The 19,211-nt window shown below is 64.2% G+C and carries 20 protein-coding genes; 13 read left to right on the top strand and 7 right to left on the bottom strand.

Annotated features, from left to right (window positions below; translation table 11 throughout):
- Positions 1-114: 114 nt before the first annotated feature.
- The 3 genes from AC3A6P_RS27495 to AC3A6P_RS27485 are packed head-to-tail and all read right to left on the bottom strand — an operon-like array spanning position 115 to position 3,605.
- A complete protein-coding gene (locus AC3A6P_RS27495; protein WP_487695330.1) occupies positions 115-1,011 on the bottom strand; it encodes a universal stress protein in 897 nt (298 codons plus the stop codon).
- On the bottom strand, positions 1,008-2,084 hold the full coding sequence (locus AC3A6P_RS27490; RefSeq protein ID WP_487695329.1) for a zinc-dependent alcohol dehydrogenase family protein: 1,077 nt from the start codon (positions 2,082-2,084) through the stop codon (positions 1,008-1,010). Before AC3A6P_RS27490 ends, AC3A6P_RS27495 begins: the two co-directional genes overlap by 4 nt.
- A gap of 27 nt (positions 2,085-2,111) precedes the next feature.
- Positions 2,112-3,605, bottom strand: coding sequence for a bifunctional aminoglycoside phosphotransferase/ATP-binding protein (locus tag AC3A6P_RS27485; protein ID WP_487695327.1), 1,494 nt, complete (start codon positions 3,603-3,605; stop codon positions 2,112-2,114).
- Positions 3,606-3,783: 178 nt separating this feature from the next.
- Here AC3A6P_RS27485 and AC3A6P_RS27480 point away from each other — a divergent pair, with 178 nt between their 5' ends.
- From AC3A6P_RS27480 to AC3A6P_RS27465, 4 genes are all read left to right on the top strand, one after another.
- Positions 3,784-4,767 (top strand): Acg family FMN-binding oxidoreductase, encoded by a 984-nt coding sequence (locus AC3A6P_RS27480; protein WP_487695387.1) that lies wholly within the window; start codon positions 3,784-3,786, stop codon positions 4,765-4,767.
- A 98-nt stretch (positions 4,768-4,865) separates the two neighbouring features.
- Positions 4,866-5,729 (top strand): universal stress protein, encoded by an 864-nt coding sequence (locus AC3A6P_RS27475; RefSeq protein ID WP_487695326.1) that lies wholly within the window; start codon positions 4,866-4,868, stop codon positions 5,727-5,729.
- A 62-nt stretch (positions 5,730-5,791) separates the two neighbouring features.
- A complete protein-coding gene (dosR, locus tag AC3A6P_RS27470; protein ID WP_487695324.1) occupies positions 5,792-6,442 on the top strand; it encodes a hypoxia response regulator transcription factor DosR/DevR in 651 nt (216 codons plus the stop codon).
- Positions 6,443-6,536: 94 nt separating this feature from the next.
- Positions 6,537-8,219: a sensor histidine kinase gene (locus AC3A6P_RS27465; protein WP_487695386.1), complete on the top strand. Its 1,683-nt coding sequence runs from the start codon at positions 6,537-6,539 to the stop codon at positions 8,217-8,219.
- Between the two features lie 8 nt (positions 8,220-8,227).
- Here the strand turns inward: AC3A6P_RS27465 and AC3A6P_RS27460 are convergent, their stop codons facing one another.
- Positions 8,228-9,052 (bottom strand): universal stress protein, encoded by an 825-nt coding sequence (locus tag AC3A6P_RS27460; protein ID WP_487695323.1) that lies wholly within the window; start codon positions 9,050-9,052, stop codon positions 8,228-8,230.
- Positions 9,053-9,250: 198 nt separating this feature from the next.
- Here AC3A6P_RS27460 and AC3A6P_RS27455 point away from each other — a divergent pair, with 198 nt between their 5' ends.
- A complete protein-coding gene (locus AC3A6P_RS27455; protein WP_487695321.1) occupies positions 9,251-9,613 on the top strand; it encodes a carboxymuconolactone decarboxylase family protein in 363 nt (120 codons plus the stop codon).
- Between the two features lie 23 nt (positions 9,614-9,636).
- Positions 9,637-10,638: an Acg family FMN-binding oxidoreductase gene (locus AC3A6P_RS27450; RefSeq protein ID WP_487695320.1), complete on the top strand. Its 1,002-nt coding sequence runs from the start codon at positions 9,637-9,639 to the stop codon at positions 10,636-10,638.
- Here AC3A6P_RS27450 and AC3A6P_RS27445 read toward each other — a convergent pair.
- The gene (locus tag AC3A6P_RS27445; protein WP_487695318.1) at positions 10,632-11,153 is read right to left on the bottom strand and encodes an N-acetyltransferase family protein; all 522 of its coding nucleotides are present in this window, start codon (positions 11,151-11,153) and stop codon (positions 10,632-10,634) included. The genes AC3A6P_RS27450 and AC3A6P_RS27445 overlap by 7 nt on opposite strands.
- Positions 11,154-11,365: 212 nt before the next feature.
- Between AC3A6P_RS27445 and AC3A6P_RS27440 the strand changes: the two genes are divergently transcribed.
- The 7 genes from AC3A6P_RS27440 to AC3A6P_RS27410 all read left to right on the top strand — a co-directional run bounded on the left by AC3A6P_RS27440 (position 11,366) and on the right by AC3A6P_RS27410 (position 17,040).
- Positions 11,366-11,959 (top strand): Rv1733c family protein, encoded by a 594-nt coding sequence (locus tag AC3A6P_RS27440; RefSeq protein ID WP_487695316.1) that lies wholly within the window; start codon positions 11,366-11,368, stop codon positions 11,957-11,959.
- 85 nt (positions 11,960-12,044) lie between these two features.
- Positions 12,045-12,917, top strand: coding sequence for a universal stress protein (locus tag AC3A6P_RS27435; protein WP_487695315.1), 873 nt, complete (start codon positions 12,045-12,047; stop codon positions 12,915-12,917).
- Positions 12,914-13,180 carry a three-helix bundle dimerization domain-containing protein gene (locus AC3A6P_RS27430; RefSeq protein WP_487695313.1) on the top strand — a complete coding sequence of 89 codons (267 nt, stop codon included), beginning with the start codon at positions 12,914-12,916 and terminating at the stop codon, positions 13,178-13,180. Before AC3A6P_RS27435 ends, AC3A6P_RS27430 begins: the two co-directional genes overlap by 4 nt.
- A gap of 3 nt (positions 13,181-13,183) precedes the next feature.
- Positions 13,184-14,917, top strand: a complete 1,734-nt coding sequence (locus AC3A6P_RS27425) for a SulP family inorganic anion transporter (RefSeq protein ID WP_487695311.1) — start codon at positions 13,184-13,186, stop codon at positions 14,915-14,917.
- Positions 14,918-15,026: 109 nt separating this feature from the next.
- Entirely contained in the window at positions 15,027-15,296 is a 270-nt protein-coding gene (locus AC3A6P_RS27420; protein WP_487695310.1) for a DUF1918 domain-containing protein, read from the top strand.
- On the top strand, positions 15,293-16,162 hold the full coding sequence (locus AC3A6P_RS27415) for a universal stress protein (protein ID WP_487695308.1): 870 nt from the start codon (positions 15,293-15,295) through the stop codon (positions 16,160-16,162). The genes AC3A6P_RS27420 and AC3A6P_RS27415 overlap by 4 nt, the downstream gene beginning before the upstream one ends.
- Positions 16,159-17,040 (top strand): universal stress protein, encoded by an 882-nt coding sequence (locus tag AC3A6P_RS27410; protein WP_487695307.1) that lies wholly within the window; start codon positions 16,159-16,161, stop codon positions 17,038-17,040. The genes AC3A6P_RS27415 and AC3A6P_RS27410 overlap by 4 nt, the downstream gene beginning before the upstream one ends.
- A 757-nt stretch (positions 17,041-17,797) precedes the next feature.
- On the opposite strand, the gene thiD is transcribed toward AC3A6P_RS27410, so the two are convergent.
- A complete protein-coding gene (gene thiD / locus AC3A6P_RS27405; RefSeq protein ID WP_487695305.1) occupies positions 17,798-18,643 on the bottom strand; it encodes a bifunctional hydroxymethylpyrimidine kinase/phosphomethylpyrimidine kinase in 846 nt (281 codons plus the stop codon).
- Positions 18,644-18,751: 108 nt separating this feature from the next.
- Positions 18,752-19,204: a RidA family protein gene (locus tag AC3A6P_RS27400; RefSeq protein ID WP_487695304.1), complete on the bottom strand. Its 453-nt coding sequence runs from the start codon at positions 19,202-19,204 to the stop codon at positions 18,752-18,754.
- Positions 19,205-19,211 lie beyond the last annotated feature (7 nt).

Raw genomic sequence — 19,211 nt, 5'->3', positions numbered from 1 at the left:
CGAAGTGCTCAACCGCATACGCGCACACACGGTTCGCAGATCGGGTGCTGCCGCCTCACCAGGACTGTCATCGATGGTCATCAGGGCACTCGTCACCGGAGACCGACGCCCTGATCACCGGCATACCATCACCGGCACCGGGCTGTGATGCAGCAGGTTCAGCGTGGTCGACCCGAGGAGCGCGGCCGACAAGGCGTTGCTGCGTCGTGTGGCCACGACGACCAGCTGTGCGTTGGCCACGCGATCCAGCAATGCACGGCTCGGTTTGGCGAGGTCCACGAGACACTGGACGTCTACGTCGGGAAAGCGGGCGGCCCACGGTTGGACCGCAGCGGCAAGCGCTTTCGTCTCACTGCGTTCCACCTGGTCCCAATCGATCAGATAGGGGAGCGCGGCGTGATCAGCGGGCATGTTGGTGGTCCAGGCGTGGACTGCGATCACCGACGCGCCGAAAATCTTCGCGTAGTTGAACGCCGACGACAATGCCGCAGAGTCGGAGGCGTTTAAGCCCACACCCACAAGCACGTTCGCGTTGCTGGGTGTCGCCACGTCACGCGCCACGACAGGGCACTCCGCTCGAGTTGCAACGGTCAACGTCGTTGAACCGAGGAGTAGAGCTGCGGCGCGACTGATGTCCTCGCTTCCCACCACGACGAACTGTGCTCGACGACTGCGCCGGATCAGTGCGACATCCGCGGGTTCGGAAACAATCTCCGTCGTGATCGGCAGAGCCGGAAGCTTCTGATGCATGGTCTCTTCGGCCATCTTCAGTATCTTCTCTGCTGCTCCGTACTGGTCGGCGGTGGCTGCCGCCTTGATCGCCACCACCGCAGCGTCGGACAGGAATGAACCTGCTGTGGCTTCGGAGTGGACGAGGTGCAGAGAGGTCTGAAGCGCGTGTGCCAAGCAGGCCGCCCACCGTCCGGCGTTGAGGCTGCTCTCAGATCCGTCGATTCCCACCACCACCGGTAGCGGCGATTTAGCAGCGTTGTCGCCTGTCGGCTCGCTCATGACTTTTCCTGGGGCTCGCTGTCTGAATGATGGGTGGCGGTGAGCAAGACCTTCAGCGCGCCGGTGTCGCCGGGCTGACTGAAAACGTCGTAGGCCAGGTCGAATTCGTCGAATCCGAACCGGTGGGTGATCATCGGCGAGGTGTCGAGCTGGTGGCCGGCCACCAACCCGATCAAAGTGGGCGTGGAGTGGGTGTCCACCAGGCCGGTGGTGATCGTCAGGTTCTTGATCCAGATGTTCTCGAGGTGCAAGGTGGCGGGCGCGCCGTGAACCCCGATATTGGCGACGTGGCCGCCGGGCCGAACAAGCCGGACGGCCTCCTCGAATGTTTCTGGGAGCCCGACTGCCTCCATCGCGACATCGGCGCCGAGGCCGCCGGTGAGGTCGTCGATGATGGACCGGGCGTCCTGCGACGACGAATCGACCACGATGTCGGCGCCGAACTTGCGGGCCGCTTCCAGTCGCGAGGTTGCGATATCGATCACCACGACGTGTGCCGGGCTGTACAAGCGGGTGGTCAGGACCGCGGCGAGTCCGATCGGGCCCGCACCGACGATGGCCACCACGTCGCCGGGGCGCACCGCACCATTGAGCACACCCACTTCGTAGGAGGTGGGCAAGATGTCGGCGAGCATGACCATCTGCTCATCACTCACCCCCGGGGGGATCTTGTGGGTGCTGTTGTCGGCGAACGGAACCCGCACGTACTCGGCTTGAGTTCCGTCTATCAGGTGACCAAGAACCCACCCTCCGCCGCCGAGGCATTGACCGTACTGGCCGTCGCGGCAGTACCGGCAACTACCGCACGCGCTGATGCACGACACCAGAACGCGGTCACCGACGGAGAGCCTCTCCACTGCCGGCCCGATCTCAGTGACGGTTCCCACTGCCTCATGGCCGAGAATGCGGCCCGCTTGGACCTCGGGGACATCACCTTTCAAGATGTGCAGATCCGTACCGCAGATGGTCACCGCATCCACTCGCACAAGAGCGTCGGTTGCCCGCTGGATCACGGGGTCAGGTACCTGCTCCCAGGTTCGTCGCCCAGGGCCATGATAGACCAGTGCGTGCATCAGACATTTCCTTTCCAGTAGTAGCCCTCAGAAGGCCAGACAACAGATTCGTTGGGCTTCGGCAACCGATTCGGCAAGTGGCCGGCTGGTGTCGAGGGTGTGTGCGCCAGACCAAGCGCCGGTGGTTATCGACTCTGCGATCGGCGCAGTCGCGTCGGAGGTCGCAGACCTGCGACTCTCTATTCGATCTTGAGCTTCGGAAAGTTGACTTTCACAAGCGATCTCGACCACCGCGGCGGATCCACGCTGGGCGACCTCGAGGGCCCTGCGCCGCTGGCGCGCGTCCCGCCAGGTGCCGTCCAGAATCACCGACCGTCCCTGACCCAGAAGGCGGCTGGCGCGCTCCAGAACAACGGCATACACCTTGGAGACGTTGCCGGGAGCGTACAGGCCACTGTCCAATTGGCCTGCTTCACCAACCAATTCCCCGGATTGCTGCAGCTCCCGACGCACAACGTCGGTGGAGATGACCTGTGCGTCAAGCGTTTCGGTCAGCGCATTGGCCAATGTCGTCTTTCCGGTTCCCGGGCCACCACCGATCAGGATGAGCCGAGCGGTGGCAGCCTGCAGGTGATCCAGCGCAATATCGAGATGGCGACGGGCATCGGCGCGTGCCTCGTGGTGTCCTTGAGTGAACTTGATGCAGTCCACCTTCGCGCGCACCACTGCGCGATACGCGATGTAGAAGTGAACCAGCGACTCAGGAGCCTGGTCGCCGCTGGCTGCTCGATAGTGCGCCAGGAAATGTGCGGCAAGATCGGGCCGACCGAGAAACTCCAGATCCATCGAGAGAAACGCCGCGTCATCGATGCTGTCGACATAGCGCAGCTGGTCATCGAACTCGAGGCAATCCATCGGTATCGGACCATCAGCTGTGCAGAAGATATCGTCGGCCATCAGATCACCGTGTCCGTCAACCACCCGGTGCTCGAGAATCCGAGCGCTGAACAGCGGGTTGCGGCCTGCCACATAGCGCATCGCCAGGCGGCGCGCTTCGCACACCGCGTCGGCGGCCACCAGCTCGCCGGCATACCGATCCAGTTCGGATAGGTTTCCCTGCCAGCGCTCGGCGATCGTCGTGACAGATCCGCCAGCGTTGATCGCTGTCGAGCAGTCCGCCTCGGCGTGAAATCGAGCGAGAAGCTCGGCGAGAGCGGCGAGATGGCCTTCGGTGGGCTCGCCTCGTTCCACCATCGAACGAAGCCGAACCCGGTCCGGGTACCGACGCATCACGATCACCGGTTCCGGGGGCAGGTCGTCGGGGGAGTGAAAGTGGCCGACACCCAAGTAGCTGTCCGGTGCCAGCCGGCGGTTGAGCGTCACCTCATGAGCGCACACCTTTTCCCGCGCTTCGACGGTACGAAAGTCGAGGAAGTCGGTGGCGATGCTCTTTTTGGTCTTGTAGGCACGGTCGCCCGCGAGAATGACCAAACCCGTGTGCGTTTCGTGGATCTCAACGGCGCCGTCGGCGGTCTGAAACCAGATGTCATCGCCTGCAGCTAATGTTGATGGCCTGGCCATGACAAGATCCTGGCGCGGTGGCGTGCCGGGCGCTGCGGCCGGGTGTCCCACGGTCTCGCTCAAAGGTCCCCACCTGAAGTGGGTCAAAAGTCCTCGGCGACCGGGTAATGACCAAAGACTCTTCCCAGCCGGTGGCGGCGAGCACAACCTATCTGGTAGGTGCGTAGGAAGGCCGACCATGGCGGGCAAACAGCCGACCGTTGCCATTCTCGAACAAGCCGTTGAATTGGCATGCCATGCCCCGTCGATTCACAACAGCCAGCCCTGGCGGTGGATCGCGCTGCGCCGCGGACTGCAACTGCACCTGGACCCCGATCGGCTGGTGGCCACCGACGGTTCTGGTCGGCAGGCGCTGCTCAGCTGCGGGGCCGTGCTGGACCATCTCAGGGCGGCGATGGCCGCCGCGGGCTGGGCGGCCTGTGTCGAGTATTTTCCGAATCCCAACGATCCCGAACATCTGGCGTCCATCGACTTCGAACCGATGCCCTACGTCACGAACGCTCACCGGCGTCGAGCGAAGGCCATCTTGTGTCGGCGCAGCGACAGACTGCCGTTCCGGCCGCCGCCAAACTGGCCCGTTGTCGAGACCCTGCTGCGCAACGCCGTCGACGCCGGCGTCGTGATGCTTGACGTGGTGAAGCACGACGATCGGAATCTACTGGCCGAAGCCTCCGCTCTGACCGAATCGTTGCGTCAATACGATTCTGATTACCACGCCGAACTGGACTGGTGGACAGGACCGTTCGGAGACTCCGATGGAATCCCGCACAGTTCGCTGGTTTCTGCTGCCGAGAGTGACCGGGTAGACATCGGACGTCTGTTTCCGATCACCAGTCACCGCGCAGAACGCCGACTGGGCGTGCCAGAGGACTGCTCGGAGATCATTGTGCTTTCCACTTACGGGGAGTCTCGCCGAGACATGGTGTGCTGCGGTGAGGCACTTTCGCAACTCTTGTTGGAGGCCGAGATGAACGGGCTGGCGACGTGTACGTTGACGCATCTGATCGAAGTGGACGTCAGTCGTGGGATCGTCAGGTCACTTGTGCACCGGGACTTCCCGCAAGTGCTGGTCCGTGTCGGAGCGGTACCGCCGCAGGACGACCTGCCCGCAGCCACACCTCGGCGACCGATCGACGACGTGTTGCAGATTCGCCTGCAGTGACGCCTGGGCCACCTGATCGAGAGGGAGGGACTTTCGCCTCTACACCTCATGTGTACGAGGGCCTAGCGTCCAGAAGAGAAGGCGAAGAGGAGATCACCATGAGGGACCGGTCACTACCCTCGCCGGCCGTTGTCGTCGGCATCGACGGATCGCGCTCGGCATTGACAGCCGCACTGTGGGCGGTTGACGAGGCGCTGGACCGCGATCTGCCACTGCGGCTGCTCTACGCGATCGAGCCTCGCGACGCGCCCGTAAGCGCCGACCAGGCGGCACGTGACCTCGCCGCCGCCGAGATCGCGATTCGCGAAGCCTTCATGGCCATCGAATCTCTGGATCAGGCCTTGAAGATCGAGGTCGAGATCGTCCAGGACAACGCGAAACATGCGCTGATCAATGTTTCACACTCCGCGACTCTGCTGTGCTTGGGAGGGCTGGGCATCGGACGGTCCACGGGTCGCCATTTCGGCTCGGTGGCGGCAGCGGTGTCACGTGATTCCGGTTGTCCTGTCGCCATCATCCGGCGGCATGCGTTGGCGAAAGGGCAAGGATGTGTGATCGCCGAGGTGGATGACTCTGCCGACCGTTCCCAGATTCTGGAGGTGGCGGTGACTGAGGCCAGATTGCGGCGGTGTCCACTGCGCGTTCTGGCAACGTGGCGTCCCCGGTTCACCGACGTGGTCGACGCGCCGAATGTCGCGGCGAAGAATCGATTGACCCGCGCACAACTCGACAAGCAACTCGCCTGGTGGCGACGGCACTATCCCGATCTGGACATCGTCGCCGTCGCGGCCGGCGGGAGTTCACTCAACTATCTGGCGCAGCACGCTGATTCGATCAATCTCTTGGTCGTCGGTCACCGCCAGGCGTACAACGATTCGAGCAGCGTCCACGGGCAAGCCCACCATGCTGTGCGGGACACCAACTGTTCGGTGCTCATCTGTGGCCATCACAGCGCGCTGTAAGCGATACTGACGCAAGGTTTCGCGCCCTGGACGGCGCGTCGCCACGCACGAGAGGCCGGACCATGGTGAGAGTTTTTCTGGTCGATGATCATGAAGTGGTGCGGCGAGGACTGATGGATCTTCTCAGCGCCGACCCCGAGCTCGATGTGGTGGGCGAGGCCGGTTCAGTCTCCGAAGCAATGGGGCGCATTCCCGCGCTGCGGCCTGACGTCGCCGTCCTGGACGTGCGTCTGCCGGACGGGAACGGAATCGAACTCTGCCGAGATCTCCTCTCGAGGATGCCTGATCTGCGGTGCCTGATGCTCACCTCGTTCACCTCCGACGAGGCGATGCTCGACGCGATCCTCGCCGGCGCCAGCGGCTATGTCGTCAAAGACATCAAGGGAATGGAACTGGCCCACGCTGTGAAAGAAGTAGGCGCCGGACGCTCCCTGCTGGACACGCGCGCCGCGGCTGCCCTGATGGCGAAGCTGCGCAATGCGGCAGAACACTCCGATCCGCTGTCGACACTGAGCGACCAGGAACGGGTTCTGCTGGACCTACTGGGCGAAGGCCTGACCAACAAACAGATCGCCGACCGGATGTTCCTCGCCGAGAAGACCGTCAAGAATTACGTTTCTCGGCTGCTCACGAAACTCGGAATGCAGCGGCGCACGCAAGCTGCCGTATTCGCCTCCAAACTGCACCAGCAGGACAGACCTGACTACAGCTGAGAATCCATTACAACGTCTTTCGTAAATCGGACAATAGGTACAGACTGGCGGAGTGACCGGTACGGGGACCGGTAGTGGAGAACAACTCCGCCCTATGGCGGTGACGCTGTCGCAGCTGCGCCTGCGTGAACTGTTGGGTGAAGTCCGCGACCGAATCGATGAGATCGTCGAGAGCCGGGATCGTCTGGACGGCTTGGTCGACGCCATGCTCACCGTGACGTCGGGCCTCAACTTGGATTCAACGCTGCGCACCATTGTGCACACCGCTATCGAGTTGATCGATGCTCGCTATGGCGCATTGGGGGTTCGGGGCCACGAACACGAACTCGTGGAGTTCATCTACGAAGGGATCGACGAACACACTCGGGAAAAAATAGGGCCCCTACCGCAGGGCCGCGGTGTGCTCGGCGCCCTCATCGATGATCCACAACCGATTCGGCTGACCAACATCGGCGACCATCCCGCGTCCGTCGGGTTTCCCGCCAACCACCCGCCGATGCGGACATTCCTCGGGGTGCCGATCCGGATCCGCGACGAGGTGTTCGGCAACCTGTACCTGACCGAAAAGGCGTCTGGTCAGCCGTTCAGCGAAGACGATGAAGTGCTGACACAGGCCCTCGCCGCTGCGGCGGGTATCGCGATAGACAATGCGCGCTTGTTCGAGCAATCCCGGATCCGCCAGGCCTGGATCGAAGCGACTCGCGATATCGGTACACAGTTGCTCGCCGGCGCTGACCCGGCCGGGGTGTTCCGTCTAGTGGCCGAAGAGGCGCTGAAACTGACCAACGCCGACGTGGTGTTGGTGGCGGTGCCCGCCGATCCCGAAGTTCCGACCAGCGATGTCAAAGAGCTCATGGTGATCGAAGCCGCGGGCAGCATCCGCCGCGACGTCACCGACGAGCCGCTCATTCCCGTGGTGGGTAGCGCCATCGGCGGGGTCTTTGCTGACCGTGAACCGCGCCTGGTCAGAGCCGATGATGTACGTACCGACATCTTCGAGGCGGCAGGACCAGTCTTGTTGCTGCCGATGCGGACCACCGACACGGTGGCCGGCGTGGCCGTCATCATGCGTGGTCCCGATACCCCCGCGTTCAGTCCTGAGCAACTCGCGATGATGGCGGCCTTCGTCGATCAAGCTGCATTGGCATGGCAGCTGGCTGATTCCCAGCGCCGGATCCGCGAACTGGACGTGGTGGCCGACCGTGACCGGATCGCCCGCGATCTGCACGATCACGTCATTCAGCGACTGTTCGCGGTGGGCCTTGCGCTTCAGGGAACAATCCCGCGAACGCGTTCGCCTGAGGCGCAACGGCGGCTGGCTGATTGCATCGACGACTTGCAGAGCGTCATCCAGGAGATCCGCACCACCATCTTCGATCTGCACGGCGGGTCAGCCGACGTCACCCGGCTCCGGCAGCGCCTCGACGAGGCAGTTGGGCAATTCGCCACCGCGAACTTGCGGACTACGGTGCAGTACACCGGGCCGTTGTCGGTGGTGGACGCTGAACTGGCTGAGCACGCCGAAGCCGTGTTGCGTGAGGCGGTGAGTAACGCGGTGCGACACTCGCGCGCCACGGAGTTGTCCGTGCTGGTCGCCGCAGAGGATGATCTCCTGATCGAGGTCACCGACAACGGCGTCGGCATTCCCGACGCTGCAACGCTGACCGAGAGCGGCCTTGGCAATCTGCGTCGGCGCGCTGCCGAGGTGGGTGGAACTTTCTCGATTGCGCCCGCCAAGGGCGGTGGAACGGTACTGCGCTGGTCGGCGCCGTTGTGATCGGGCGGTCAGTGCCGGGCGACGATGACGGGCATCCGAGCAGATTGGGCAACCGCCCCGCTCACCGAACCGAGCGTCATTCCGGCGAAGCCCCCGCGGCCGTGACTACCGACCACCAGTAGCTGGGCGGCCTCCGAATGCAGGAGCAACTGGTGTGCCGGCGCGTCATTGGCCACCACACGCCTTACATCGAGACCTGGGTAGTGCACCTGCCAAGCAGCGAGCTGGTCGGCGAGCAATTGCTCAGCCTGCTGGTGCCCGTCGCTCGCCGCGTCGTTGTGAAAAGCCCCGGCCATGGGATGCCATGCATGTACCGCCACGAGGGGCACCTCACGCAGGGCCGCCTCGGCGAACGCAATTTCGACAGCTGAGTCAGAGGCCGGCGAGCCGTCGACGCCGACGACCACCGGTGCCCGGCCTGGGCGAGGCATCAGCGGATCCTCGTCGTGAATGACCGCCACCGGGCAGTGCGCATGGTTTACCAGCGCCGAGCTGACCGAGCCCAGCACCGCGCGCGCCGCCCTGCCCAGGCCGCGGCTTCCGGTGACCACCAAGCCGGACTCCCGGCTGATGTCGAGCAGTGTGTCGACGATGTCGCCTTCAATCGATTCCTGAGTCACAACCAGTGAGTGCCCCTCCGAGGCCTCGGCAACAACGCGCTGCGCGTCGGACAGAATCTGGGACGTGCTTGGCCCCGCCCCCCAGTGCACGACCGGTCGCACGTGCACCAGGCGCAAGTGGGCACCGCGCAGAAGCGCCTCGCGCGCAGCCCAATCCACCGCAACCCGCGCCGCGGGTGACCCGTCCACACCGACCGTGATTCGTTTCGTCATCTGCTGGTGCCCCATGCCAGTCGTGCAGTTCCGTCAACGGCATTCGACGTTCATCACAGCCCGATCCTGCGGGACGAAGCGCCAGCGGTGAAGAGTCCGACGTCACCGCGTGCAGGGTCTTCTGCGGGGTGAGACGTCCGTAGAGGTCGTGACTTTCGGCTCTTTCGGGTTCGGCGAGGACGGCGACAACATGATTGCATGAGCAGCGAACTACCGTCTCATCGCATCCTCGATGATCTGTGGCCCGAACATCGTGAGTTACGGCAGTCGATTCCAGGGGTTTACCGTGCCTTCGACCAGTTGAGCACTACTGTCATGGCAGACGGTGCGCTGTCGGTTAAGCACAAGGAACTGATCGCGCTGGCGATCGGCGTGGTGCAGGGGTGTGATGGTTGCCTGGCCGCCAATGCCAAGGGCGCTGTACACGCGGGTGCCACTCGCGAAGAGGCGGCCGAAGCGATCGGTGTCGCGGTCATGATGCAGGGCGGGCCGGCAACGGTCTACGGAGCACGTGCTTTTGACGCATTCTGTGAATTCGAGACGGCGGTCACCCGCGAGTGACTCGGCAGATCAGGTTCCCGGTCATGAGCGGATACCATCCAAGCAACGACACTGTTGCGACAGCATTGGAAATGGCCAACCGCGCGCCCTCGTTGCACAACTCGCAGCCCTGGCAGTGGCGGGTCGGCACGCACAGTGTGCACCTGTACTCGCAGCCCGCGTTGCAGCTGCCGCACGCCGATCCTGATGGTCGTGAGCTGCTGATCAGTTGTGGCGCGGCTCTTCACCACTGCGCGATCGCCTTTGCAGCCCTGGGCTGGCGCGCGGTTGTCCATCGGTTCCCGAACCCCGCGCAACCTGACCACCTGGCGTCGGTTGAGCTGCATCGGTCCTCGCCTTCCGATGCCGAGATCGCCATGGCGGCTGCCATTCAACGGCGTCGCACCGATCGGCGCTCATACGGCGCCACCGAAGTGCGACTCAGCGACATCGCGCTGATGGGAGCCCGCGCCGCGCGCCTTGGGGTGACCTTGAGGCGAGTCGAACCCACAACCGAGTTTCGGGGGTTGCTTGCGCAGGCAGCGTCCGCGCATGCCGCTGACCCCGAGTATGTGAGTGAATTGTCCTCGTGGACAGGACGTCATGCGTCCGACGACGGTGTGCCGGCTCGCAACGTCCCGGCGCCGGACCGCAATGCGGTGATTCCCGGGCGGCGGTTCGCCGAACCCCGATTGGCCACTCCCTATCGATCGGCACCCCATGAGGACAGTGGCGTCCTCATGGCGCTCGGCACCGCCACCGATGACGCCGTGGCTCGTCTGCGCGCGGGTGAGGCGACCAGCGCCGTCCTGCTCACCGCCACGGCGCAGGGTATGGCGAGTTGTCTCGTCTCAGAGCCGCTCGAGGTTCCCGAAACACGAGAAAGACTGCGCGAATGGGCCTTCGATGACCGTGAGTGCCCTCAGATGCTCATACGTGCCGGTTGGCTGCCGGCGGGTTCCGGCGAGCTGCCGCCGACGCCCCGGCGCCCGTTGGCCGAAACCGCGACACGGCTCGACGGCGCGTCTCTGGGAAAGTTTCAGTGACCGCTGCCCAGGTCGATGTCGATGCGTGTGACCTCCCCGTCCCGATGCCGCGTGAGGGGCCAGCCGGCGTCGATCAGAACCCGGTGCATTTCGTGGTTTTCGTTCAGCACGTCGGCAACAAACCGGTGTACGCCCTCAGCGCGCGCCAACCCGCTCAGTGCCCGGAGCAACGCCGTACCTATGCCACGCAAGTGCTGACCGTGAGCCACCACAATGGCAAGTTCAGCGGTGTCGGTGCGTGAGCCGCGAACATAATTCGCCAGACCCAACAATTTCCCGGATCCGAAAGCTCCCACCGACACGTTGCCGAAACGGCATGACGTCACGCCAGCCGCCCACTTGTCGAGCTGAGCCGGATGTGCGGTGAAGAATCGCAAGTAGCGTTCGTGCTCATCGAGTCCAGTAGCCAGTGACAACGCCGCCGGCCGGTCCACAGGCTCCAAACGGCGTACGTCGACGGGCGCGCCATCGAGCAGTGTCACGCTGCTGGGCACCTCGATTTCGGACTGACCCACGGAAGCTGACGGTAGAACGCCGGAACTCCGGTGGGCAAGTTACCTCAGTCGTCGAGCTCGATGACCAACGTCATCGAGTGGTGTCGAGACCGCTCATTGTTTGCCAATTCCTCTCATTAGCGGTGACTTTCGCCTCTGCAGTCGAAGGATCCGCAGTCGCAATGATCAGTATGCGCAGACAAAAGTCAACTCCGCTGCGTGGAGGGGCTGTCATGGAGACCGTACACTTCACCGTCATCAGCACGTGGCTGGTGCGCGTACTGGGTCGTAATCCTCTGGTGCGCGGCAGTGATCGCACAGAAGCGGTCATCACGGCGCTCCTGGCGATTGTGCTCATCCTGTTCATACCGATCGCCGGCGCCGTCGGTACTTCCGTTCACGCAACTCAGATGAGCTACCTCACTCAAGCTTTGGCGACCCGGCATCAAGTCACAGCCGAAGTCGTCGGAAAAAGCACCGGTTCTGCCGACCCGCGTGAAATGGGAAACCTGACGCCGCTGCGGTGGACGGTTGGCAATGAGGTGCACGAGACGGTGGTGCGTTCCGAAGACTCGCGCTTGCGTGGCGACACGATGACCATCTGGGTGGACGACCGTGGTGAGCGGGTTCCCGAGCCGCCGGACTCCTCAGATGCCGCTCTCGCGGCGGTGGTGGCGGCGATATCGGTCTGGCTCGGCGCGGCAGCGGCCACCGTGGGTTTGCTTACGCTTCTGCGGATTGTTCTCAACCGGAGACGGTATGCAGCGTGGGAACAGGAACTCGATGAGCTCGCCGACGGCGACGGCAAGAGGCCACACCACTGGTGACCTGCCGTGGCGGCGATGCGCAGACGACGAACGCCATGGCCTTGAACCGGTTTGACAACACCGGATTGAGAGAAGGGAAGACCCCATGTCTGGATCTACGCACGACCGGCGCATTGTTGTCGGAGTCGACGGCACGCCGGCGTCCCGGGCAGCCGTCGAATGGGCCGCACGGGACGCCGGCCTGCGTCATCGCAACATCACACTGGCCCATGTGGTCCTGACACCTGAAATGGGGGAGTGGGTGGACGTGCCGCTATCTGAGAGATACACCTCGGCACGACAGGAACGCGGACGCGAATTGCTCGAGGATGCATCCGCATTGATCGCCACCACGGCGGGCGCCGCCGTATCCGTGGACACTCGCGTCATCACCGATGCCGTCGTGCCCGCCTTGGTGCATCTGTCGAAAGACGCCGAGCTGGTGGTGGTCGGTTGCCGCGGCCTCAACGCGCTTGCGGGCATGGTCCTCGGCTCGGTCAGCCGAGGCCTGCTTCATCACGCCCAGTGCCCGGTCGTGGTGGTGCACGACGAGCATCAGGCGCCCAAGGACGCCCCCGTGGTAGTGGGTGTCGACGGCTCCCCGGCATCGGAGGCCGCCACCGCCCTCGCCTTCGAGGAGGCATCCTGGCGCGGTGTGGATCTTGTTGCTTTGCATGCCTGTAGTGACGACAACACCGAGATCCCCGACGTCGGCTGGGCCGACCTGGAGACGTTGGGCGCCGAGATCCTCTCCGAGCAGCTGGCCGGCTGGCGGGACCGCTACCCCGAAGTACATGTGCGCCCGATCGTTGCGCGCACCAGTCCGGCTAGATGGATTGTCGAACAAGCCGATGCGGCGCAGCTGGTGGTGGTGGGGAGCCACGGCCGCGGAGGGTTCGCCGGGATGCTGCTGGGCTCGGTGAGCAACGCCGTCGTGCAAGCCGCCCGAGTACCAGTGATCGTCACCCGACAGTGTTGACCGAGCACGTTGCCGGGCAGATCGCCGGCTCGTTCCCCACGATGGTGGATGACGAGTTGGAGACCATTGTCACGGCGCTCTGCACCAAGTTCCCGGAGATCTCGCCCACCGAGGTTTCATCCGTGGTTGCCGACGCGTATCGGCATCTGTCCGAGCGAGCCGCGCTGACAACACATTTGATCCCTCTGACGCTCAACCGTAGTGTGCGTTTGTTGCGGCAAGCCCAAACATCGACCCGCGACGGCGCTGTGGCGGGAATTTGAACAATGCGCAATGGGACTGGCGGCAACCCGGGACGGTCCGGCTGGATCACGGCAGTTGCTCCCGGCTCGACGGCCTTCATCGGTTATCAACGTAGCTGGTTCCGTGGTGACCTCCTTGCAGGAGCGAGCGTCGCCGCCTATCTCATTCCACAGGCGCTCGCGTATGCGGCGCTCGCCGGGCTGAGTCCCATTGCCGGACTGTGGGCCGCGTTGCCACCGCTGATCATCTACGCCTTCTTGGGCTCCTCCTGGCAGCTGTCGGTGGGCCCGGAGTCGACGACGGCGTTGATGACGGCCGCCGTCTTAGCGCCGATGGCGTCGGGCAATGGGACCCGGTATGCGAGCCTCGCGGCGGCACTGGCGATCCTGGTGGGGCTGCTGTGTTTCGGCGCGGGCCTACTCAGGCTGGGTTTCCTCGCGAGCTTGCTGTCCGAACCCGTTCTGGTGGGCTATCTGGCGGGTATCGCCGCAACGATGGTGACGAGTCAACTCGGTCGGATCACCGGCACCGCTTCGCCGGCCGGTGACACCTTGACGGCCCAGGTGTGGAACTTCGCCAAGAACGTTACCGACCTGCACTGGCCCACAACGGTGCTGAGTGCGGTCCTCATTGTGGGCGTTCTGGCTCTCGAGCGCTGGATGCCGCATGTCCCGGGGCCGCTGGCGGGTATCGTGGTCGGGACCTCGCTGGTCGCCACACTCGCCTTGACCCGTCACGGAATCGACGTCGTCGGGACGATCCCGTCGGGGTGGCCCGCGTTTGCTCTGCCGGGGCTGTCGGGTGAGGATCTGACAGCGCTCGCCTTGCCTGCAGCGGGAATCGCAGTGGTCGCGTTCTCGGATAACATGTTGACCGCGCGCGCATTTGCTACGCGTGCCGGTGACCACGAGATCGATGCCAATGCCGAGCTTCGAGCTTTGGGTTCCTGCAATCTGGTAGCCGGTCTGGCTCAGGGTTTTCCAGTGAGCTCCAGCGGTAGCCGGACTGCTCTCGCGGCGGCGGCGGGCTCCAAGACCCAGGTGTATTCGCTCGTGACGTTTGCGTTCACGCTCGTCGCCCTGACGATCGGGGACGAGGCCATCGCCCTGATCCCATCGGCCGCGCTCGGCGCTATCGTCGTCTATGCTGCACTCAAACTGATTGACATCCATCAGTTTCGAAGGCTGGCACGGTTCCGCCGAAGCGAGTTCGTGCTCGCGGTGGTGACCGCCGTCGCAGTTGCGACGTTCGGGGTGCTGCAAGGCGTGCTTGTTGCGGTGGGCTTGACGATCCTCGATCTGTTGCGCCGCGTTGCACGTGCGCACGATAGCGTTCAAGGATTCGTACCAGGGCTGGCGGGGATGCACGATGTCGACGACTATCCGGAGGCGACCCAGATACCCGGTCTGGTGGTGTATAGGTACGACGCTCCACTGTGCTTCGCCAATGCGGAGAACTTCCGCCGACGTGCCCTCGCCGCGATCGACAGGTCGCCCTCTTCGGTGCGGTGGTTTGTGCTCAATGTCGAAGCCAATGTGGAGGTGGATCTGACTGCGCTCGACGCCTTGGAGCGACTGCGGGCCGAATGCGAGCGGCGGGGCGTGGTTTTCGCGCTGGCGAGGGTAAAGCAGGATCTGCGTGACGCGTTGAGAGCCGCCGGCATGATCGAGGCGATAGGTGAGGATCGACTGTTCATGACGCTGCCGACAGCCGTAGCTGCTTACGAACACGCCCATGGGTCAGGCCCATCGCATTGATTGCCGTTGTCAGGGACCTTTTACTCGCAGACGCGAGGCCGTCTGTCTCTGTCCTGGCCGTGGCAGTAACCCGAGAATTGTTGCAAGTGAGATTATTCGAGGGGTTGTGATGCGTGCACGAGTCGGAGATTGGCTGGTGATCAAAGGCCGAACCAACGGGCTCGGTGACGAGCGCGGAGAGGTTGTCGAGGTGAAATCCGACGATGGCGGCCCACCGTACGTTGTCCGCTGGTTGCGCAACGATCATGAAACGCTCGTGTTCCCCGGGCCTGATGCCGTGATCGTCAGCGCCGAAGAGCACGCGGCCGATCTGGAGCGATCCTCACGACGGATCGCTCGGCTGCAGTTAACACTGGCCGGCAATCGGCGCGGGCGATGACCATACAGCGCGAGACTCCGGCGCAGGTGAGTGCCGGCCATCCTGAGCGGACTGAAGCAGCAGTCGTGGTCGGAGTGGACGGCTCTGCCAAGTCGCTTGCAGCTGTCAGGTGGGCGGCCGTCGAAGCTGCTGGTCGGCACCTTCCGCTGCGGATCGTCTGTGCAACCGATACCGCCAGTGCGTTGCCGCCCTCGTCTCCGGCGCACCGTTCGGCAGATGCAGCCCTTGCCGAGGCAACGGCGCAGGCGAAGCTCGTTCGGCCCGGGTTGGCTGTCGATGGTGCTGTGGTCGACGGCCCGCCCGCGCAAGCGTTGGTGCAGTGCGGACACCCGGAGATGATCTGTGTGGGCGCATCCGCACGGGCAACACCGCATCCCGGTCATCACGTCAGTACCGTCACTGAACTCCTGGTCTCCGCCGACTGCCCGGTGACGCTGTTCCGCGAGCAAGCGCCGAGCCGTGGCTGGGTGGTCGCCGAGATCAGCGCTGAGCCCTACTCCGACGACATCTTGCGGATAGCGGTGGAGGAGTCGCTGCTGAGAGGGCTACCCGTACGACTGGTAGCCGGCTCCGCGGGCTGCGGCCGCAACACGGGAATTGGCCGGACAGAACTGCACGGGCGGATCGAGCACAGCCTTGACCGATGGCGGCGCCGCTGTCCTGAGCTGGACGGCGCCCTGGTGAGCGAATTGTGGGACGTACGCCAGTTCCTGGATCGTTACGCGCACAACATAGCGTTGTTCATCGCGCCTCCAAGGCAAATCCACGAAGTCGGTACGGTTCTTCATCCCACCGCCGTTACTGCGCTGGCCATGCTGAAGTGCCCGGTGATGCTCTACGGCGCTCGCGCCGACGGCTGTTCATGAACAGTGTTCCCCCCAATGGGGTAGTCGTCGGGGTTGACGGGTCCGCCTCGGCGTTGCAGGCTGTGCGGTGGGCTGCCCGTGATGCGGCGCTCCGGCAGGCGACGCTGACGGTCTTCCACGTCCGTGAACCAGCGCACGGCCCGCTCTGGTCGGAAGTGCCGGCTGATTTCTGGCTCGCTGAAGAGCAGCAGCGTACCGCTGTTCTGTATGCGGCAGTGGCCGCGGCTGAATCCGTGCCGGGCGATCGGCGACCCCCGGCGATCGAGACCGCAGTGTGGGAAGGCCACCCAGTGCGGACATTGAGCGAAGTATCCCGGCGCGCTTGCATGCTGGTGGTCGGCTGCCGCGGAACCAGTGTCTACGATCGTGTCCTTCTGGGCTCGGTCAGTCGGGGTGTTCTTCACCATGCGCACTGCCCGGTCGCGGTGGTTCACACGGATTCCCCTGTTGCGCAGAGCGACTCACACGATCCCGTGGTGGTTGGAGTTGACGGCTCACCGGCTTCCGAACGGGCAATCGCCATTGCGTTCGACGAGGCGTCCCGCCGCAGGGTCGGGTTGACCGCGGTGCACTCCTGGGTTGACTACGACCACTCGCTCGCGGAGACGGAGAACTGGAAACGCCGTCTGGAACGGGGGAATATCGATCTGGCTGAATGTCTCGCAGGCTGGCAGGAGCGCTACCCCGACGTCGATGTCCACCGACAACTCGACTGGGGTCCGCCGACAGCGTTACTGCTCGCGGCCGCAGAAACCGCGCAACTGGTTGTGGTAGGCAGCCACGGCCGCGGCGGTTTCGCCGGCATGCTGCTCGGATCGGTGAGCACGTCGGTCGCACAGGCAGCAAGGGTGCCGGTGATTGTCGCCCGTCGAGGTTGACCTTGGACACCCGGGCGCAAATATCCTGCGTTACAACGGGATACTGCTCCTTCAGGGGCCGCTCACTCGTATCCAGTTTGGCCAGTTTGGCCCCTGCGTGAGCGGTGGCCGCGCGATCTTTGGCTGCAACTTCGATGGAATGTTGAAGCCGGCCTGATGCAAGGCGGCAGCGCCGGAACAGTTCGCTGCAGCCGCGGTCGTCATGGCAGTGCGGCGAGAATGTTGAACGGATTCGGTGGAGGCGATGGCGTCGCTGGCGGTGCGGGCATATCCACGACGGGCATCGGCGGCACCGGACCGGGGAGGAGTCGGGCAAACAGCGCCTCCGGAGTGAGTTGGGGTGGCCGGCCATCGTGGTGGCCGGGGTAGGACCGGGTGTAGAGATTGTTGGGCGGTGATCGCACGCATCAGGGGCAGTCTTCGAGGGCAATGCAGTCGCCAGTCGCCTCGCTCATCCACGCTGCCCGATGTGAGCACCAGCAGGGGATCATCAAGCGCGTCATGGACATCAATGACTTCGGTACGGTTCACGTCAACCTCTTGACCAGTCCGCCCGGATCCTGGCGGTACGCCAGGTAGCGAGAGTCGATGCTGCATGCGTGTGGGGTGCGGGCTCAACGATCGCGGGATCGGTCCCGTGGATCTCTTGATGGCGCCTTGCGCATAGTTGTAGGTTTGCAGCCTTTGAGGCCACGGTGACACGCACTTGCGGATGGGCAGATACTGCAGTTCGCGGGCACGGCGAAGAACGCTGCGCTCAGCGCGACAATCTGGCCATGCCGTTGACCGGGCCGTAGCCTCGCCCCAGCGGATATGCCGCGCGGATGCACTCGGTGACCCAGAGCTTGGCAAAACCCACTGCCTCGGGAACCGCGTAACCGTGCGCCAGCGCGGCGGTGATCGCCGCGGCAAGAGTGTCGCCGGCGCCGTGGTCGTGGCGGGTGTCCACTCGCGCCGCGGTGAATTGATGGAACTCCGCGCCGTCGAAGAGGAGGTCGGCGCTGGTCTGTGAGGTGCGCAGGTGACCGCCCTTCACGAGCGCCCAGCGCGGTCCCAGCGCGTGCAGAGCCCGGGCCGCATCGCGTTGGCTCTCGTCGTCGACGACATCGATGCCGACGAGCAGTCGTACCTCGTCGAGGTTCGGCGTGACCAGCGTGGCCAGCGGAATCAATTCATGGCGCATGTCATCGAGTGCACTGGCGTGGAGAAGGGGTTCGCCGACATTGGAGGCGCATACCGGATCGACCACCAGCGGAACAACGCCGTCGAGCCCTTCGGACCTCCAGGTAGCCACGACGGTCCTGATGATCTCGCTGGAGGCGAGCATGCCGGTCTTGGCAGCCTCGATGCCGATGTCTGACACCACGGCGCTGATCTGCCCGGCTACCACGTCAACCGGAACTTGGTGAAATGCTCTGACGCCCAATGTGTTCTGGACCGTGACGGCTGTCAATGCGGCGCATCCATGCACACCCAGCATGGCAAATGCGCGCATGTCGGCCTGCAGGCCGGCGCTGCCGCCGGAATCGGAGCCGGCGATGGTCATGACCCGGTGGGGGGTCTGTCCCAGTGCGGGCAGCGGAAGGTCGGGAGCGTCGGCCATGGGTCCGATTGTTTCAAGGATCGTTGCAGCGGTTGCGGCAGGTACCGGTGCCACTGTCGGATCAGGGGTTGATCGGCGGACGGCGCAGCGGTTGACGCCCGGCAAAGGCTAGCGGCGGGGTGGTGCCTCTGCACCCTCGATTGAGGTGACTGAGCGCGACTCCAAGGACCCCGTGAAAGCCAGCGCGGTGACTTCGACCTTCATCTCGGGTCGGGCCAACGCGGCCACTCCCACCGCGCACCGCACCGGGTAGGGGTGTGTGAACATCTCGCGGTAGACCTGGTTGAATTCGGTGCGCTCGGCGATATCCGTCAGATAGATCGTCAGGTGTGCCACATCGGCCAGCGTCGCCCCGACCGATGCCAGCGCCACCTCGAGGTTCCTCAGTGTCTGACGTGACTGGGAGGTGATGTCGCCGCCGTCGATGGAGCCGTCCGGGCCGCTTGGAATCTGTGTCGTGGTCACCAAACCGGTGGGGAAAACGGTCAGTTCGGAGGACAGGTCGGTGCCGTCGTCGCCCTCGCTGAGGACGTGCTGCAGAGCGTTCTTCGTTTCGGTCACATGGTCT

This window comes from Mycobacterium sp. Soil_C_30, from assembly GCF_057656995.1.
Note: the sequence above shows the minus strand (reverse complement) of the source record. Positions and strands in the feature narration are given on the sequence as shown.

Excerpts from the sequence above, each read along its gene's own strand:
- AC3A6P_RS27495 (WP_487695330.1), bottom strand. The coding sequence starts at position 1,011 with ATGAGCGAGCCGACAGGCGACAACGCTGCTAAATCGCCGCTACCGGTG.
- AC3A6P_RS27490 (WP_487695329.1), bottom strand. The coding sequence starts at position 2,084 with ATGCACGCACTGGTCTATCATGGCCCTGGGCGACGAACCTGGGAGCAG.
- AC3A6P_RS27485 (WP_487695327.1), bottom strand. The coding sequence starts at position 3,605 with ATGGCCAGGCCATCAACATTAGCTGCAGGCGATGACATCTGGTTTCAG.
- AC3A6P_RS27480 (WP_487695387.1), top strand. The coding sequence starts at position 3,784 with ATGGCGGGCAAACAGCCGACCGTTGCCATTCTCGAACAAGCCGTTGAA.
- AC3A6P_RS27475 (WP_487695326.1), top strand. The coding sequence starts at position 4,866 with ATGAGGGACCGGTCACTACCCTCGCCGGCCGTTGTCGTCGGCATCGAC.
- dosR (WP_487695324.1), top strand. The coding sequence starts at position 5,792 with ATGGTGAGAGTTTTTCTGGTCGATGATCATGAAGTGGTGCGGCGAGGA.
- AC3A6P_RS27465 (WP_487695386.1), top strand. The coding sequence starts at position 6,537 with ATGGCGGTGACGCTGTCGCAGCTGCGCCTGCGTGAACTGTTGGGTGAA.
- AC3A6P_RS27460 (WP_487695323.1), bottom strand. The coding sequence starts at position 9,052 with ATGACGAAACGAATCACGGTCGGTGTGGACGGGTCACCCGCGGCGCGG.
- AC3A6P_RS27455 (WP_487695321.1), top strand. The coding sequence starts at position 9,251 with ATGAGCAGCGAACTACCGTCTCATCGCATCCTCGATGATCTGTGGCCC.
- AC3A6P_RS27450 (WP_487695320.1), top strand. The coding sequence starts at position 9,637 with ATGAGCGGATACCATCCAAGCAACGACACTGTTGCGACAGCATTGGAA.
- AC3A6P_RS27440 (WP_487695316.1), top strand. The coding sequence starts at position 11,366 with ATGGAGACCGTACACTTCACCGTCATCAGCACGTGGCTGGTGCGCGTA.
- AC3A6P_RS27435 (WP_487695315.1), top strand. The coding sequence starts at position 12,045 with ATGTCTGGATCTACGCACGACCGGCGCATTGTTGTCGGAGTCGACGGC.
- AC3A6P_RS27425 (WP_487695311.1), top strand. The coding sequence starts at position 13,184 with ATGCGCAATGGGACTGGCGGCAACCCGGGACGGTCCGGCTGGATCACG.
- AC3A6P_RS27420 (WP_487695310.1), top strand. The coding sequence starts at position 15,027 with ATGCGTGCACGAGTCGGAGATTGGCTGGTGATCAAAGGCCGAACCAAC.
- AC3A6P_RS27415 (WP_487695308.1), top strand. The coding sequence starts at position 15,293 with ATGACCATACAGCGCGAGACTCCGGCGCAGGTGAGTGCCGGCCATCCT.
- AC3A6P_RS27410 (WP_487695307.1), top strand. The coding sequence starts at position 16,159 with ATGAACAGTGTTCCCCCCAATGGGGTAGTCGTCGGGGTTGACGGGTCC.
- thiD (WP_487695305.1), bottom strand. The coding sequence starts at position 18,643 with ATGGCCGACGCTCCCGACCTTCCGCTGCCCGCACTGGGACAGACCCCC.